This is a genomic window from Microbacterium panaciterrae, assembly GCF_039541635.1.
Lineage (GTDB): Bacteria > Actinomycetota > Actinomycetes > Actinomycetales > Microbacteriaceae > Microbacterium > Microbacterium panaciterrae.
Genome location: NZ_BAABGP010000008.1, coordinates 517,965 through 530,767 on the forward strand (window position 1 = coordinate 517,965; position 12,803 = coordinate 530,767).

Here is a 12,803-nt window from a genome sequence, read left to right on the forward strand (position 1 = left end):
GCTGCCGCGCCTCCGCGGCGTTGCATTTAGATACCAACAGTTATATACTTTTGGTATGAATCGCGGTGAGGTGCTCCAATCGATCATCTTCTCGACGCACACCCTCACCCGGATCGCGGCCCAGGAGGCCGGCAACGACGCCCCCGCGGCGCAGTGGCGGGCGCTCAGCCTGCTGGACGGCGCCCTCGGAGATCGTTCCTCCGGCGCGCCCCGGGGACGGCGCGTCGGCGAGCTGGCCAAGGCCAGCCGCACCACCCAGCCGGGCATGACCCGGCTGATCGGCCAGCTCGAGCACGAGGGGCTGGTGCGCCGCACGCCCGATCCGGACGACTCTCGCGCCACCGTCGTGATGATCACGGATGAGGGCACGAAGGCGCTGCAGGCGTGGCGGCAGGAGCTGCAGCGGATCCTCGCCCCCCGATTCTCGGATCTCGACGACGCAGACTGGGCGCATCTCGCCCGGGCCGCGGAGATCCTGCACACCCACTCTCTTCTGGAAAGGACAGCACGTTGAGCAGCATCGGTTCCGCACCATCCGTCTGGAGGCAGCCCGCGCAAGTCTGGGCCGTGGCTTTCGCCTGCGTCGTCGCCTTCATGGGCATCGGCCTGGTCGACCCGATCCTGCCCGCGATCGCGGACTCGCTCAAGGCGACGCCGGTGCAGACCGAGCTGCTGTTCACGAGCTACCTGCTCGTCACCGGCGTGGCGATGCTGTTCACCAGCTGGATCTCGAGCCGCATCGGCCCGAAGGCGACCCTGCTGCTCGGCCTCGCGCTCATCATCGTGTTCGCGCTGTTCTGCGCCCTGAGCGGCAGCGTCGACGCCATCATCGGCTTCCGCGCGGGATGGGGACTCGGCAACGCGCTGTTCATCTCCACCGCGCTCGCCACGATCGTGGGCGCTGCCAGCGGCGGATCGAGTTCGGCGATCATCCTGTACGAGGCCGCGCTGGGCCTCGGCATCGCGATCGGCCCGCTGCTCGGCGGCATCCTCGGCGAGATGAGCTGGCGCGGCCCGTTCTTCGGTGTCGTGGTGCTCATGGCGATCGGCTTCCTCGCCGTCCTCACGCTGCTGCGCGGGCCGTTCGGCAAGCGCGAACCTGTGGCGTTCTCCGCCCCGTTCCGCGCCCTGCGCCGCCCGGCGCTCGGAGTGCTCGCCGTCACCGCCCTGTTCTACAACATCGGCTTCTTCGTGCTGCTCGCGTTCTCGCCGTTCCCCCTCAAGTTCAGCGCGATCGGGATCGGCCTGACCTTCTTCGGGTGGGGCATCGCCCTGGCCGTGACCAGCGTCTGGGTCGCCCCGGTGCTGCTGCGCCGCTTGCCGATCACCCGCATCATCGTGATCGTGCTGCCCCTGCTCGCCATCGTCCTGTTCGTGGCCGGCATCCTGGTGGCGATCCCGGCGGCCCTCGTGGTGTGCATCATCGTCGGCGGTCTGCTGCTCGGCGTCATGAACACGGTGCTCACCGAGGCCGTCATGGAAGCGACGGATCTCCCCCGCTCCGTCGCGTCCTCGGCGTACTCGGCTGTGCGCTTCATCGGCGGCGCCGTGGCCCCGCCGCTCGCCGCGCTGCTCTCGCACCTGTGGGGCGACACCGTCCCTTACGTGTTCGCCGGAGTGTCCGTGCTGATCGCCGCGCTGGTGGTGCTGCTCGGGCGCAAGGCGCTCGCCCACATCGGCACCGGTTCGCACGACGCCGCGGAGGACGCGGAGGCGATCCTCATCGGCGACGCCGCCTGAGGGTCTGCGTCCGGCCCGAGGGCGCAACAGACGGCTCGTCCCGCACAACGGTGCGCGGGGCGGGCTTCGTCGGTGAAGCGCTCTACGCTGGAGGCATGCTGATCGGTATCGTCCGTCCCGTGGAATCGAAGACCGCCACCGTGCAGGCGGAGGAGCTGGACGAGATCCAGGATCTGCTGGCCGCACAGACCCCTCCCGGCTGGGAGCTCGCGTCCGCGCCGGTCGCGATGGCGAAGAAGGACACGGTCCTCACCGCCGAGGGCACGATCGTGCGCCGAGACGGGGTCGAGGAGATCGAAGCCGACGACATGGCCGCCCTGGAGGCGAAGGTGCCCGAAGGCTACCGTCTGCTCTCGGTGCGCACCGTCTGAGCCACCGACCCCGCACGTCACCAGGAGCGGTCACTCCGCGTCTGTCGGCGCGATCCTCGTGTAGCGCAGCAGGAGTTCGTCTCCTGCGCGCAGAGCGGACGCGAGCCGCATCTGCTGCGCCGCATCTCCTGCGCCGTGGGCGATGCGGCCGGACGACCCGCTCTCGAGCGTGGGGGCGAGCGTGAGACACAGCTCGTCGACGACGCCCTCCTCCAGGAAGGATCCGAACAGGCTCGGACCGCCCTCGGAGTGGATGCGCGTGAGCCCGCGCTCGACGAGGATCTCGCGCACCCGCCTCGGGTCGACGTCGTCGACGCCGGCGTCGATGACGGTCGCGACCTTGGCGAGCGCCTCGCGTCTCTGCGGCGACGCGGAAGCGACGGTGAACACGATCGGCCGCACCGGCGCATCGACGAAGATCGGCGAGGAAGGGTCGAGGTCGAGGCGCCGTGTCACGAGCGCCAGAGCAGGGTGCGGCGGCATGCCGCTCGCCACCCGCCATGCGGCGGCATCGTCGCCCAGGCGCATCCCGCCGTACTCCTCGATCCGGGCGGTGCCGGCGCCGAGGAGCACCACATCGGCCCAGCGCCGGAGCAGGTCGAACATCCGGCGGTCCGCGTCATCGCCCAGGCCACCGGATCGGCCCGCGCGGGTCGCCGCTCCGTCGAGGCTCGCGATGAAGTTCATCCTCAGCCAAGGCAGCGCCGGCGACTCGAGCCGCGCCAGCAGGGCCTCGTCGTCGAGATCGGAGGCGGGATCCGGCCAGAGCTCGTCGATGCGGGTCATACGTTCCTCGTCGGGTGCATGTTGTGCTCGAGCCGGACAGGATCCCGCCAGCCGAGGATGGCCTCCGTCATGCGCACCGCATCGACGGTCTCGACCACGTCGTGCATGCGCACGATGCGGGCGCCGTTCAGGATGCACGCCACCATGGCCGCGAGCGAGCCTGGCAGGCGCTCGCCGCGTGGCCGGTCCAGCGTCTCGCCCACGAAGTCCTTGTTCGATACCGCCACGAGCAGGGGCAGGCCGAGATCGGCGAACTCGCCGAGGCGCCGCGTGAGCTCGAGCGAGTGCAGCGTGTTCTTGTCGAGGTCGTGCCCCGGATCGATGATGATCCGATCACGCGCGATCCCGGCGCTCTCCGCGCGCGCGATCCGCTCAGCAAGGAACGCGTGCACGTCCGCGACCACATCGTCGAAGCGCGCGGGCGGCTTCTCCTCGCGCGGCGGTCCGACGCTGTGCGTGATGACGACGTGGGCATCGCTCCCGGCGATGACGCCTGCCATGTCCGGATCGCCGAGACCGCTCGTGTCGTTGATCACGGCGGCACCGGCGGCGATCGCGGCACGGGCGACGTCGGCCTTGTTGGTGTCGACGGAGATCACGACGTCGGACGCCGCCGCGATGGCCTCGATGACCGGGACCACGCGGTCGATCTCCTCCACGGTCGACACGACGGGTCCGCGGCCGAACGGCACCCCGCCGATGTCCACCCAGTCCGCGCCGAGATCCGCGGCGCGCACCGATGCCGCCACGGCGCGCTCCAGCGCGAACGTCGCGCCGCGGTCGTGGAACGAGTCCGGGGTGCGATTGACGACGGCCATCACCGCGACGCGCCGATCGAAGTCGAACTCGCGGCGCCCGATCCGGCGCAGGGGCGTGGAAGCTGTCATCTCTGTCCCCGATTCAATATCCGTAGCTGGTGAACACGCTCAACCGGCCCGAGGCGAGCCCGTCCAGCACGAGACGCTCATGCGGCGGGACAAGGTCGGGAAGGTCTGTGAGCCGGAACCAGGCGAGATCGGCGCACTTGAGCGGCTCCTTGATGGTGGGGCGCCCGTCCCAGACCCTCGCCGTGAAGAACCAGTCGACGCGCTGCTCCCGCGGGTCCGCGGTGCCGTCCGTGCGCTGCATCGCGGTGACCGGCGTGAGAGCTCCGGGGTGGAGCATGATCCCGAGCTCCTCGACCGCTTCGCGGCACGCCGTGGCGAGCGCGGTCTCACCGAGCTCGACATGACCGGCGATGGCGGCGGCCCACCGGCCGTCCATGAAGCCGGTGTTCTGCCTCAGCTGCAGCAGCACCCGATCCTCGTGGCGAAGGTAGACGTAGGCGGCGGGAACCACCGCGAAGGATCGCGCGTTCATGAGACCCCATCCTGCTCCGTCGCCGGACCGGTCAGATCTCCGCCGGGTGCGGACGGCACCGGGTGCACGACGACGCAGCAGTGACCGGCCCGGGGGCAGAGCTCCGCGCGACCCGGATCCTCTCCGGCTCCGGCGAGAGCGCCCTGCACGAAGGCGTGATTGAGAGAGCACACCAGGGCGGTGTGCTCCTGCACGACGCTGTGGAACGGGCAGTTGCGCAGCACGATGTCGCCCGCAGGATCGGTGACGGGCTCGTAGCCGGCGACGGTCAGCGCATCGGGCACCGTGTGCGACCGGCACCCCAGCGCCTCGCCCTCCTCCGCTGCGGCGCCCCGCAGCGCTGCGCCGACGCGGTCCGAGGCCGATCCTTCGACAGCCGTCGCCAGGATCCGCGCGAGGAGCGCGTAATCGCGCGGCGGGAGGGTGACCGAGAGCTCCCGGGAGCTGCGCGAGTACTGCTTCGCCGGCCGGCCAGATCCTGGTCCGGTGCGTCCCGGAGTGCGCGCGAACCCGACCTCGATGAGCCCCGCCTCGGCGAGCCGATCGAGGTGATATGCGGCCAGGGCGCGACCGACACCCGCCGCAGCGGCGGCCTGTTCGCGGGTGATCGCCTCGCTCTGCGCGACCACGACGTCGTAGAGGCGGCGCCGGACATCGTCTGCGAGCAGGCTCACCTCGTGAAGGTCCTGGTTCGATCCGGCAGTGCTCACGCGCGCCTCCTTCTAAAACAAATATATCTTGACGAAAGGTCGCGAGAGTGCCATTCTAAAAAACACAGAGGAAATTTATAGAAAGGTGCGGTCATGTCCGAGACGTTCTCGCTGCCGATGCTCGAGGCAGGCCCGGATCTGGCCCCGCCCCGGCGAACCGCTCCCCTGCGCGTGGGCGGTGGCGGCGCCGAACCTGATCTGGCACGGGCGGAGCTGGCGGCCGAAGACTTCCTGGACGCGCTGGGGGTCTCACTGGAGTCCGAGCACCTGCGCGCCACCCCCGCGCGGATGGCGCGCGCCTGGGCGGAGCTGCTCAGCCCCCGGCCCTTCGACCTCACGACCTTCCCGAACGAGGAGGGGTACGACGAACTGGTGATCGTGAAGGATGTGCCGGTGCGCTCGATATGCGAGCACCACCTGCTGCCGTTCACCGGCCGGGCCACGGTCGGTTACCTGCCGGGAGAGCGGATCGTCGGCCTGTCGAAACTCGCCCGGATCGTGGAGCACTTCGCGTGCCGCCCGCAGACCCAGGAGCGACTGACCAAGCAGATCGCCGACTGGCTGCAGGAGAACCTCGCGCCGCGCGCCGTCGGAGTGGTGATCACCGCCACGCACTCGTGCATGACCCTGCGCGGCGCGCAGGCGACCGGTTCGAGCACCGTCACCTCGACGCTGCTCGGACAGCTGCGCGAGGATCCGCGCTCCCGGCAGGAGTTCCTCGCCCTGTCCGGCATCACCGCATCATGACCGATCACACAGAGCATCAGGAGAGCCGCATGAGCACCACGGAGAACATCGTCATCATCGGCGGGGGCCTCGCCGGGGCCAAGACCGCGGAAGCGCTCCGCGACGGCGGGCACGCCGGCAGGGTCACCCTGATCGCCGCGGAGGATCACCTGCCCTATGAGCGCCCGCCGATGTCCAAGGACTACCTCGCCGGCAAGGCAGCTTTCGACAGCGCGGTCGTGCACCCGCAGAGCTGGTACGACGGTCACGACGTGACCCTGCGCCAGGGCGTGCGCGCGACCGCGATCGACACGGCCGCGCACCAGGTGACCCTCGACGACGGCACGACGCTCCCCTACGACAAGCTCGTGCTGGCCACGGGATCCACAGTCCGGAAGCTGCCGCTGGACGGAGCGGATGCCGACAACGTGCACTACCTGCGCACCGTGGAGGATGCCGACGCGATCCGCGCCGCATTCGGACCCGGCAGGCGACTGGTGATCATCGGCGGCGGGTGGATCGGCCTGGAGGTCACGGCCGCGGCGCGCGCCTCCGACACGACGGTCACCATCCTGGAGGGCGCTGAGCTGCCGCTGCTGCGCGTGCTCGGTCCGACCATCGCTCAGGTGTTCGCCGACCTGCACACCGCGCACGGGGTGGAGGTGCGCACCGGCGTGCAGATCGCGGGGATCGACACGGTCGACGGCCACGCCACCGGTGTGCGGCTGCAGGACGGCGAGGTCGTCCCGGCCGACGCGATCGTCATCGGCATCGGCGTGAGGCCCGTCACCGATCTCGCCGAGGCGGCCGGGATCGCGGTCGACAACGGCGTCCTCGTCGATGCCAGCCTGCGCACCAGCGACCCCGACGTGTACGCCGTCGGCGACATCGCGAACCACGACCACCCCGTTCTCGGTCACCGGGTGCGGGTCGAGCACTGGGCCACGGCGCTGAACCAGCCGGCGGCGGCGGTCGCCGCACTGCTCGGCGGGAGCACGCCGTACACGGAACTCCCGTACTTCTACACCGACCAGTACGACCTCGGCAGCGAGTACATCGGACACGCCTCCTCAGACGATCGCGTCGTCGTGCGGGGAGATCTGGCGACGCGCGAGTTCGTCGCCTTCTGGCTGGATGAGGAGGATCGGATCCTCGCGGCGATGAACGTGAACGTGTGGGACGTGATCGACCAGATCAAGCCCCTCATCGCGGAGCACCGCGTCGTCGATCCGGTGCTGCTCGCGGACCCCGCCGTGCCCTACGACCAGCTCTGAGGCACCCGCGCCGCCAGCGCCGCCGCGCACGAAAAAACCCCCGATCTGGCGAGAGATCGGGGGTTTGTGCACCCCCTGGGACTCGAACCCAGAACCCACTGATTAAGAGTCAGTTGCTCTGCCGATTGAGCTAGAGGTGCGCGGCAGACCGGTTGCCCGGCCGAGGAATCACATTACCAGCGGATCCGACGGATGTGAAATCCGGGCGGGGTGCCCGCGCATCCCTGGCGTGTCGTGCGTTCCAAGTGCGCCGCGAGCCCTCTCGCCCCAGAACCGACGGGTCCGGCACCGTATCCTTGGAGGCGTGACTGAGACCCGCGCCGAAGCCGAATTCCAGAGCGACCTCGACCTCGCCCTCCGCCTTGCCGATGCCGCCGATGCGCAGTCGCTGCCGCGTTTCGACGCCGCGGATCTGAGCGTCTCGCTGAAGGCCGACCACTCCCATGTCACCGACGCCGACCTCGCCACCGAGCGCGCGATCCGCGACATGCTGCAGTCCGAACGCCCGGAGGACGGCATCCTCGGCGAGGAGTTCGGGACCACCGGCGATGCGCAGCGGCAGTGGATCATCGACCCGATCGACGGGACAGCCAATTTCCTCCGCGGCGTTCCGCTCTGGGGCACCATGATCAGCCTGGCGGTCGACGGCGTCGCCCGGGTCGGCGTCGTGAGCATGCCCGCGCTCGGCCGCCGCTGGTGGGCGGCCCCCGGACTCGGCGCCTGGGCGTCGACCGACGCGGAGCCGCGGGCGATCCGGGTCTCCGACGTCTCCTCGCTCGACGATGCGAGCATCAGCTTCCAGAGCATCGCGCAGTGGGACGAGGCAGGGCACCTCGACCGGCTCGTGGCGCTGTCCCGCCGGGTGTGGCGCGACCGCGCCTACGGCGACGTGTTCGCGTACATGATGCTCGCCGAAGGCCGTCTCGACATGGTCGCCGAGTTCGGCGTCAAGGAGTATGACATCGCCGCGGCGTTCGCGATCGTGGCCGAGGCCGGCGGGACCGCGACGGCGTTCGATGGCAGCCCGACCCTGTCGGCGCGCTCGGCGCTCGCCACGAACGGCGTGCTGCACACGGCATTCCTGGAGCAGGTGCAGACGGCGGGGTGAGATGTGACGGACGATGCGCTCGCATCCGCCTGGGCGGACGTCGGCAGCGAGGATCGGGAGCGCATCGGCCGAGCCCTCGACGCCTTCCGGGCCCTGATCCCGCGGGCCGTGATGACCGAGGGCGAGGGCGGACCCACTCACCGCAGCGCTCTGCGCGGGCTCGCCTACGGACTCGATGAGCTGGAGCGGACCGCGGAGGCCCGCGAGATGTACCGCACACTCGCCGAGGTCTGCGAAACCGCACTGGCCGACCGTGCGCACCTCGACGCGTCACGCGAACAGCTGATCGACGATCGTCTGTACGCCCGTGCCGCGGAGCGCATCGTGGGGCAGGATCCGGACACCGTCCCGCCCGCGGTGATCGCGGACCTGGACGCGCTGATCGCGGAGGGCGAGCAGCAGCTCGGCGTGGCGCACGGCCGCGTGCTGTGGCTGCTGGAACGCCGGGCGCTCTGGCTGACCCGCCGGGACACCGACGAGGGCCTGCGGGCGTACGACCTGCTGATCGCCCGCGCGGCGGCGGACCAGGAGGGCGGCGGCAACCATCTCATGGCGCTCGCGGCGAAAGCCAGGGAGCTGTCGCGCCTCGATGAAGACGACGTCTCCGCCCTGCTGTGGGGGCACGTGCTGGACGGTCGACGCGTACTGCTCGGCCTGGACCATCCCGCGACGCTGGACGCCTGGTGGTGGCGCGCCAGGACGCGGTTCTGGTCCTCGGACGCGATCGGCGCGGAGGCGGACCTCGCCCTGCTGGTCCCGGCCCTGGGCCGGGTGCGCGGGGAGGACGATCCGCTCACTCTCGAGACGATGCGGTTCCGCGTCTCCGTGCTGCGCCTGCTGGCCCGCTCCGGGGCGCCTGCCGAGGATCCGCTGCCGCTGCTGCGCCGCATCACCGTCCTGGAGACGGCCCGGTTCGGCCCGACCAGCCGTCAGGTGCTGAACACCCGCATGGTCGCCGTCGAGGTGCAGCTGGACGGATCCGACCGCGCCGGCCGTCGAGGACTCGTCGACGAGGCCCGCGCGATCGTCGATGACGCCGCCGAGCATGGTCCGCTCGATCGGGTGGCGCTGAGGTCGCGGAACCTCGAGGCACGGGTTCTCCTGGACGCCTCCGCGGCGGACAGATCCGCCGCCCTGGCCGACCTGGCACGAGCACGGGCTGCGGAGCGCTGCGCGGCGATCGACGACGCCTGCGCGCAGCGCGCATCGGCCCGGGCGGACGACGGTCACGGCGGGGAGGGCGCACGGGCGTCGGATGACGAGCTGTTCGGCGAGCTGCGACGCGCCTGGGCGGATCGCGCCTCCGGGTTCGACCCGCTCTCCGCGGACGCCCTCGATCTCCTGCGTGCGGGTGCGGATCGCCTCCGCTCCTACGGAGGCGACGCCCGGCGTCACGAGATCGGTGTGCGCGACGAGCTGGGCGCGCGGCTGCGCGACGCGGGGCGGGGCGAGGAGGCGCTGGCCGACTACCAGCGCTCACTGGAACTGGAGCACGCACTGGCAGACGAGTCAGAGACGCCGGACGAACGCCGCGGTGCAGCGACACGGATCGCGCAATCCCGGCAGGCGATCGGCGTCACCCTGCGCGGCCTCGGGCGCACCGCGGAGGGCGAGGAGACGCTGAGCCGGGCGATCGCCGACGCGGAGCGCGACGGCGCGACCCGCTCCGCGATCGACGGCCTGCGCAACTCTCGCGCCCTGGCCCTGCAGGAGCTCGGCCGCACCGACGAGGCGTGCGCCGAGATGCGCGCACTGTACGACGCGTCCGGTGATGTGCACCGCGCGATCGACCTCGCCGCCGTGTATCTGAACAGCGACCGGCCCGCTGAGGCGGAGGCGCTGCTGCGACCGGTGCTGGAGGCGCTGGAGGCAGAGGGAGCGGGCGAGAGCGTGCCGGCGCTGCGCGTGCTCGGCAATCTCGCGCTCGCCGCCTGCCAGCTCGATCGCGACGCCGAAGCCGCGGCGTCCTACGACCGCCTGTACGAGGTGCAGGTCCGCGTGCTGGGGCCGGAGCATCGCGACACCCTGATCACGCTGCACAACCGGGCCCTCGAGGAGCGCCATCTCGGCCGGCCCGCGGAGAGCGCCCGGCGGTTCGAACACGCACTGGAGCACCGCACCGCGGCCCTCGGCGCCCGGGATCCGCACACGCTGAGCACCCTGGCGGCCCTGGCCGGTGCGGTGCAGGACGGCGGAGACCTCCCCCGCGCCCGTCTGCTCGCCGAACAGGCGGTCACGCTGTCCACCGAGGTGCTCGGCCCGACGCACCCGCTGACCCTGCACCGGATCCGCGACCTGGACGGGATCCTCGCCGCACTCGGCAGAGAAGAGGGCGAGCGCGAGACGCTCGCCTCCGCGACAAGGGCCGACTTCGCCGCCGAGGCCCCCTCGGGCGCAGAGGGCGAGACAGCGGGTCGGCAGAATTCGCTGAGGGCACGGGCCTCGAAGACCCGCTCCGCCCTCATCGGCGGGGTCGTCGTCGCCCTGATCATCGGCTACCTGATCTGGTCTCGGATGAGCTGACGCTCCGGATCCCCGGAGAACCCTATGAAACGCCGCGGGGCTCTTCTGCCGGGAGCCCGGACGCGGGATCCTCTGTGTGTGCCGCCACGATTCCGGCGGCGATCCGAACGCATCACCCGAGCACGAGGAGCATCCCATGACCAACTACCTGCTGATCTACCGCGCCGATCCGGCCGCGATGGCCGCGATGCCGGAGCCCACCCCGGAGCAGGGCGCCGAGATGATGAACGCCTGGAACGCGTGGGCCGAACGCGCCGGCGACGCGATCGTCAACTTCGGCGACCCCACAGCCCCGGTCTCCCCCGGCGCCGATCCGACCGTCGGCGGATACTCGCTGCTGCAGGCGGACTCATACGACGAGATCGCCGCGCTGCTCGACGGCCACCCGCACACCGCGATGGGCGGCACCATCGACGTGTACGAGACCCAGCCGGTGGTCATGGGCTGAATCCGCCCTGACACGACGAAGCCCTCGGGATCCTGCACAGGTGCGGGATCCCGAGGGCTTCTCGGCGACAGCGGCTTGGTTCTGACGAGCGGAGCTCGTGGTGGAGCTGGGGGGAATCGAACCCCCGTCCAACGCTGAGTCTCCACGCCTTCTCCGGGCGCATTCTGTGCAGACGTTCTACTCGGCTCCGACCTTTGTCACAGACACCTAAGTCGACAAGCCCAGCCTGGGAAGAGTCCCGCGTGACGTCCAGACGCCGTCACACAGCAAGATTCCTAGATGACGCCAGGATCCGTATCGGAATCACATACGGCCTGACGGACTATCGGGCTCGCTTACGCAGCGAGGGCGAAGTCAGTGCGCTTTGTGTTGGCACTTATTGTTTTGCAGGGAGCGTTCACGAGATAACCCTGCATCCTCGGCCCGCTTCTCGTGGATTCACAGGCGCTGTCGAAACCGATCAGCCCCGTGGTCCTTCTCTCGAAGGAGCCGCTGTCGCACTGTGGAATTGTCACCGGGTGCCGAAACACCCGAGCATCACAGACTACAACGGTTCGACGCCGCCCGCCATTCCGCGGCGCATCGGACCCGCCTCGTCGCGATGGCGGCGTGCCGTAGAGTCGCGACATGAGCGAGGTCATGATCACCGTCCGCGGCGAGCACGAGGTGCGTGTCGCGCCCGAGCGCGCCATCGTGAGCCTGTCCGTCTCATGGGAGGGACCGGACCGGGCGGACGTCGTCGAGCGCACGCTCGCGCTCGCCGCTCCGGTGCGTGAAGGGATCCAGACCCGCGAAGAAGAGGGTGCCGTCACGACCTGGTCCAGCAAGCGGCTGGCCGTGCGCTCGGAACGCCCGTGGAGCGGAGACGGCACCCGACTCGCGCTCGTCTACCATGCCGCGGTCGACTTCACCGCGACGTTCGTCCACTTCGCGGAGCTCTCCGGCTGGGTGGCCGAGATCTCCTCCTGGGACGGCGTATCGCTCTCCGCCACCGACTGGACGCTCACGCCGGAGACCCGCGCGCGCGTCGAGCAGGAGGTCGCCGCGGAGGCCGTGCGCACCGCGCTCACCCGCGCGGGCGCGTACGCCGCCGCCCTCGGACTCGCTCGGGTGGTGCCGGTCGAGATCGCCGACGCCGGCCTGCTCGCGGACAGCACTGCGACGCCGGGTCTGCAGGCGAAGGCGATGCGCGCCTTTGCCGCGCCCCCGGAGGCGGTCGGCGTGGAACTGCAGGGAGACGACATCGCGATCGCGGCGACCGTCGAAGCGCGGTTCCTGGCCGGCTGAGCCGGGAACCGCGCTCGGACCCTTTCGGGTGATCAAGCCCCGGTGACCGTCATTTCCCGATCATCGGCGGTGGGAAGGAACCGCGAATCAGCGCGTTCCGCTCGGGTTGCATGCCATCCCCGGTGACGGCACGACGTCCTTCAGTCCGGCCTTGACGAAGGACCCATAGGACTGCACCCCGTGGTACCGATCGACGCCGCCGGGGCTCTGGCTGCCCCGCACCGCGATCGCGTCGTCGTTGAACCCCGGAGGGTTGTTCTCGATCGAATCCGCGATGTCGAGGCCCGAATAGGCGCACTCGGACGCGGCGTGGGCGGGTCCTGAGGTCGGATCCCCATTTCCGGTGTATTCGCCCGCATAGGCTGCGGTGGATCCTGCTGCAACGAGCCCCAGCGCGATCGCACATCCGATCGCCAGTCGTTTCATCTGATGGTCCTCCTTCACGCATCAATCCTCGCCGAGGCGCGGAAA

At 70.4% G+C, this 12,803-nt stretch carries 14 protein-coding genes, 1 tRNA gene and 1 other RNA gene; 9 read left to right on the forward strand and 7 right to left on the reverse strand.

Going from position 1 to position 12,803, the window contains the following annotated elements; all coding sequences use genetic code 11:
* Positions 1-55: 55 nt before the first annotated feature.
* The 3 genes from ABD882_RS07450 to ABD882_RS07460 all read left to right on the forward strand — a co-directional run bounded on the left by ABD882_RS07450 (position 56) and on the right by ABD882_RS07460 (position 2,111).
* Positions 56-514, forward strand: a complete 459-nt coding sequence (locus tag ABD882_RS07450; RefSeq protein WP_345185690.1) for a MarR family winged helix-turn-helix transcriptional regulator — start codon at positions 56-58, stop codon at positions 512-514.
* On the forward strand, positions 511-1,740 hold the full coding sequence (locus tag ABD882_RS07455; protein WP_345185691.1) for an MFS transporter: 1,230 nt from the start codon (positions 511-513) through the stop codon (positions 1,738-1,740). The genes ABD882_RS07450 and ABD882_RS07455 overlap by 4 nt, the downstream gene beginning before the upstream one ends.
* 95 nt (positions 1,741-1,835) lie before the next feature.
* The gene (locus tag ABD882_RS07460; protein ID WP_345185692.1) at positions 1,836-2,111 is read left to right on the forward strand and encodes a hypothetical protein; all 276 of its coding nucleotides are present in this window, start codon (positions 1,836-1,838) and stop codon (positions 2,109-2,111) included.
* Between the two features lie 30 nt (positions 2,112-2,141).
* On the opposite strand, the gene ABD882_RS07465 is transcribed toward ABD882_RS07460, so the two are convergent.
* From ABD882_RS07465 to ABD882_RS07480, 4 genes are read right to left on the reverse strand one after another with little or no spacing between them, the layout of a single operon-like run.
* Positions 2,142-2,897: a pyrimidine reductase family protein gene (locus ABD882_RS07465; RefSeq protein ID WP_345185695.1), complete on the reverse strand. Its 756-nt coding sequence runs from the start codon at positions 2,895-2,897 to the stop codon at positions 2,142-2,144.
* Positions 2,894-3,784, reverse strand: a complete 891-nt coding sequence (folP, locus tag ABD882_RS07470) for a dihydropteroate synthase (RefSeq protein ID WP_345185696.1) — start codon at positions 3,782-3,784, stop codon at positions 2,894-2,896. Before folP ends, ABD882_RS07465 begins: the two co-directional genes overlap by 4 nt.
* 13 nt (positions 3,785-3,797) lie before the next feature.
* Positions 3,798-4,256, reverse strand: coding sequence for an NUDIX hydrolase (locus ABD882_RS07475; RefSeq protein WP_345185698.1), 459 nt, complete (start codon positions 4,254-4,256; stop codon positions 3,798-3,800).
* Positions 4,253-4,966 (reverse strand): helix-turn-helix transcriptional regulator, encoded by a 714-nt coding sequence (locus ABD882_RS07480; RefSeq protein WP_345185700.1) that lies wholly within the window; start codon positions 4,964-4,966, stop codon positions 4,253-4,255. The genes ABD882_RS07475 and ABD882_RS07480 overlap by 4 nt, the downstream gene beginning before the upstream one ends.
* A 93-nt stretch (positions 4,967-5,059) precedes the next feature.
* Here ABD882_RS07480 and folE point away from each other — a divergent pair, with 93 nt between their 5' ends.
* The gene (folE, locus tag ABD882_RS07485) at positions 5,060-5,713 is read left to right on the forward strand and encodes a GTP cyclohydrolase I FolE (protein ID WP_345185701.1); all 654 of its coding nucleotides are present in this window, start codon (positions 5,060-5,062) and stop codon (positions 5,711-5,713) included.
* Between the two features lie 29 nt (positions 5,714-5,742).
* The gene (locus ABD882_RS07490; RefSeq protein ID WP_345185704.1) at positions 5,743-6,966 is read left to right on the forward strand and encodes an NAD(P)/FAD-dependent oxidoreductase; all 1,224 of its coding nucleotides are present in this window, start codon (positions 5,743-5,745) and stop codon (positions 6,964-6,966) included.
* Between the two features lie 67 nt (positions 6,967-7,033).
* Here ABD882_RS07490 and ABD882_RS07495 read toward each other — a convergent pair.
* Positions 7,034-7,106 (reverse strand) — tRNA-Lys (locus ABD882_RS07495).
* 164 nt (positions 7,107-7,270) lie between these two features.
* On the opposite strand from ABD882_RS07495, the gene ABD882_RS07500 reads away from it, so the two are divergent.
* From ABD882_RS07500 to ABD882_RS07510, 3 genes are all read left to right on the forward strand, one after another.
* A complete protein-coding gene (locus ABD882_RS07500) occupies positions 7,271-8,074 on the forward strand; it encodes an inositol monophosphatase family protein (protein WP_345185705.1) in 804 nt (267 codons plus the stop codon).
* Between the two features lie 3 nt (positions 8,075-8,077).
* Positions 8,078-10,597 (forward strand): tetratricopeptide repeat protein, encoded by a 2,520-nt coding sequence (locus ABD882_RS07505; RefSeq protein WP_345185707.1) that lies wholly within the window; start codon positions 8,078-8,080, stop codon positions 10,595-10,597.
* 136 nt (positions 10,598-10,733) lie between these two features.
* Positions 10,734-11,045 carry a YciI family protein gene (locus ABD882_RS07510; protein ID WP_345185709.1) on the forward strand — a complete coding sequence of 104 codons (312 nt, stop codon included), beginning with the start codon at positions 10,734-10,736 and terminating at the stop codon, positions 11,043-11,045.
* Positions 11,046-11,143: 98 nt separating this feature from the next.
* Here ABD882_RS07510 and ssrA read toward each other — a convergent pair.
* Positions 11,144-11,513, reverse strand: a transfer-messenger RNA (tmRNA) gene (gene ssrA / locus ABD882_RS07515).
* Between the two features lie 159 nt (positions 11,514-11,672).
* On the opposite strand from ssrA, the gene ABD882_RS07520 reads away from it, so the two are divergent.
* Positions 11,673-12,332 (forward strand): SIMPL domain-containing protein, encoded by a 660-nt coding sequence (locus tag ABD882_RS07520; protein WP_345185711.1) that lies wholly within the window; start codon positions 11,673-11,675, stop codon positions 12,330-12,332.
* Positions 12,333-12,419: 87 nt separating this feature from the next.
* On the opposite strand, the gene ABD882_RS07525 is transcribed toward ABD882_RS07520, so the two are convergent.
* Positions 12,420-12,776 (reverse strand): hypothetical protein, encoded by a 357-nt coding sequence (locus ABD882_RS07525; RefSeq protein WP_345185712.1) that lies wholly within the window; start codon positions 12,774-12,776, stop codon positions 12,420-12,422.
* Positions 12,777-12,803 lie beyond the last annotated feature (27 nt).

Coding starts and splice junctions, on each gene's coding strand:
- folP (WP_345185696.1), bottom strand. CDS start 3,784: ATGACAGCTTCCACGCCCCTGCGCCGGATCGGGCGCCGCGAGTTCGAC.
- ABD882_RS07450 (WP_345185690.1), top strand. CDS start 56: ATGAATCGCGGTGAGGTGCTCCAATCGATCATCTTCTCGACGCACACC.
- ABD882_RS07465 (WP_345185695.1), bottom strand. CDS start 2,897: ATGACCCGCATCGACGAGCTCTGGCCGGATCCCGCCTCCGATCTCGAC.
- ABD882_RS07475 (WP_345185698.1), bottom strand. CDS start 4,256: ATGAACGCGCGATCCTTCGCGGTGGTTCCCGCCGCCTACGTCTACCTT.
- ABD882_RS07490 (WP_345185704.1), top strand. CDS start 5,743: ATGAGCACCACGGAGAACATCGTCATCATCGGCGGGGGCCTCGCCGGG.
- folE (WP_345185701.1), top strand. CDS start 5,060: ATGTCCGAGACGTTCTCGCTGCCGATGCTCGAGGCAGGCCCGGATCTG.
- ABD882_RS07460 (WP_345185692.1), top strand. CDS start 1,836: ATGCTGATCGGTATCGTCCGTCCCGTGGAATCGAAGACCGCCACCGTG.
- ABD882_RS07520 (WP_345185711.1), top strand. CDS start 11,673: ATGAGCGAGGTCATGATCACCGTCCGCGGCGAGCACGAGGTGCGTGTC.
- ABD882_RS07510 (WP_345185709.1), top strand. CDS start 10,734: ATGACCAACTACCTGCTGATCTACCGCGCCGATCCGGCCGCGATGGCC.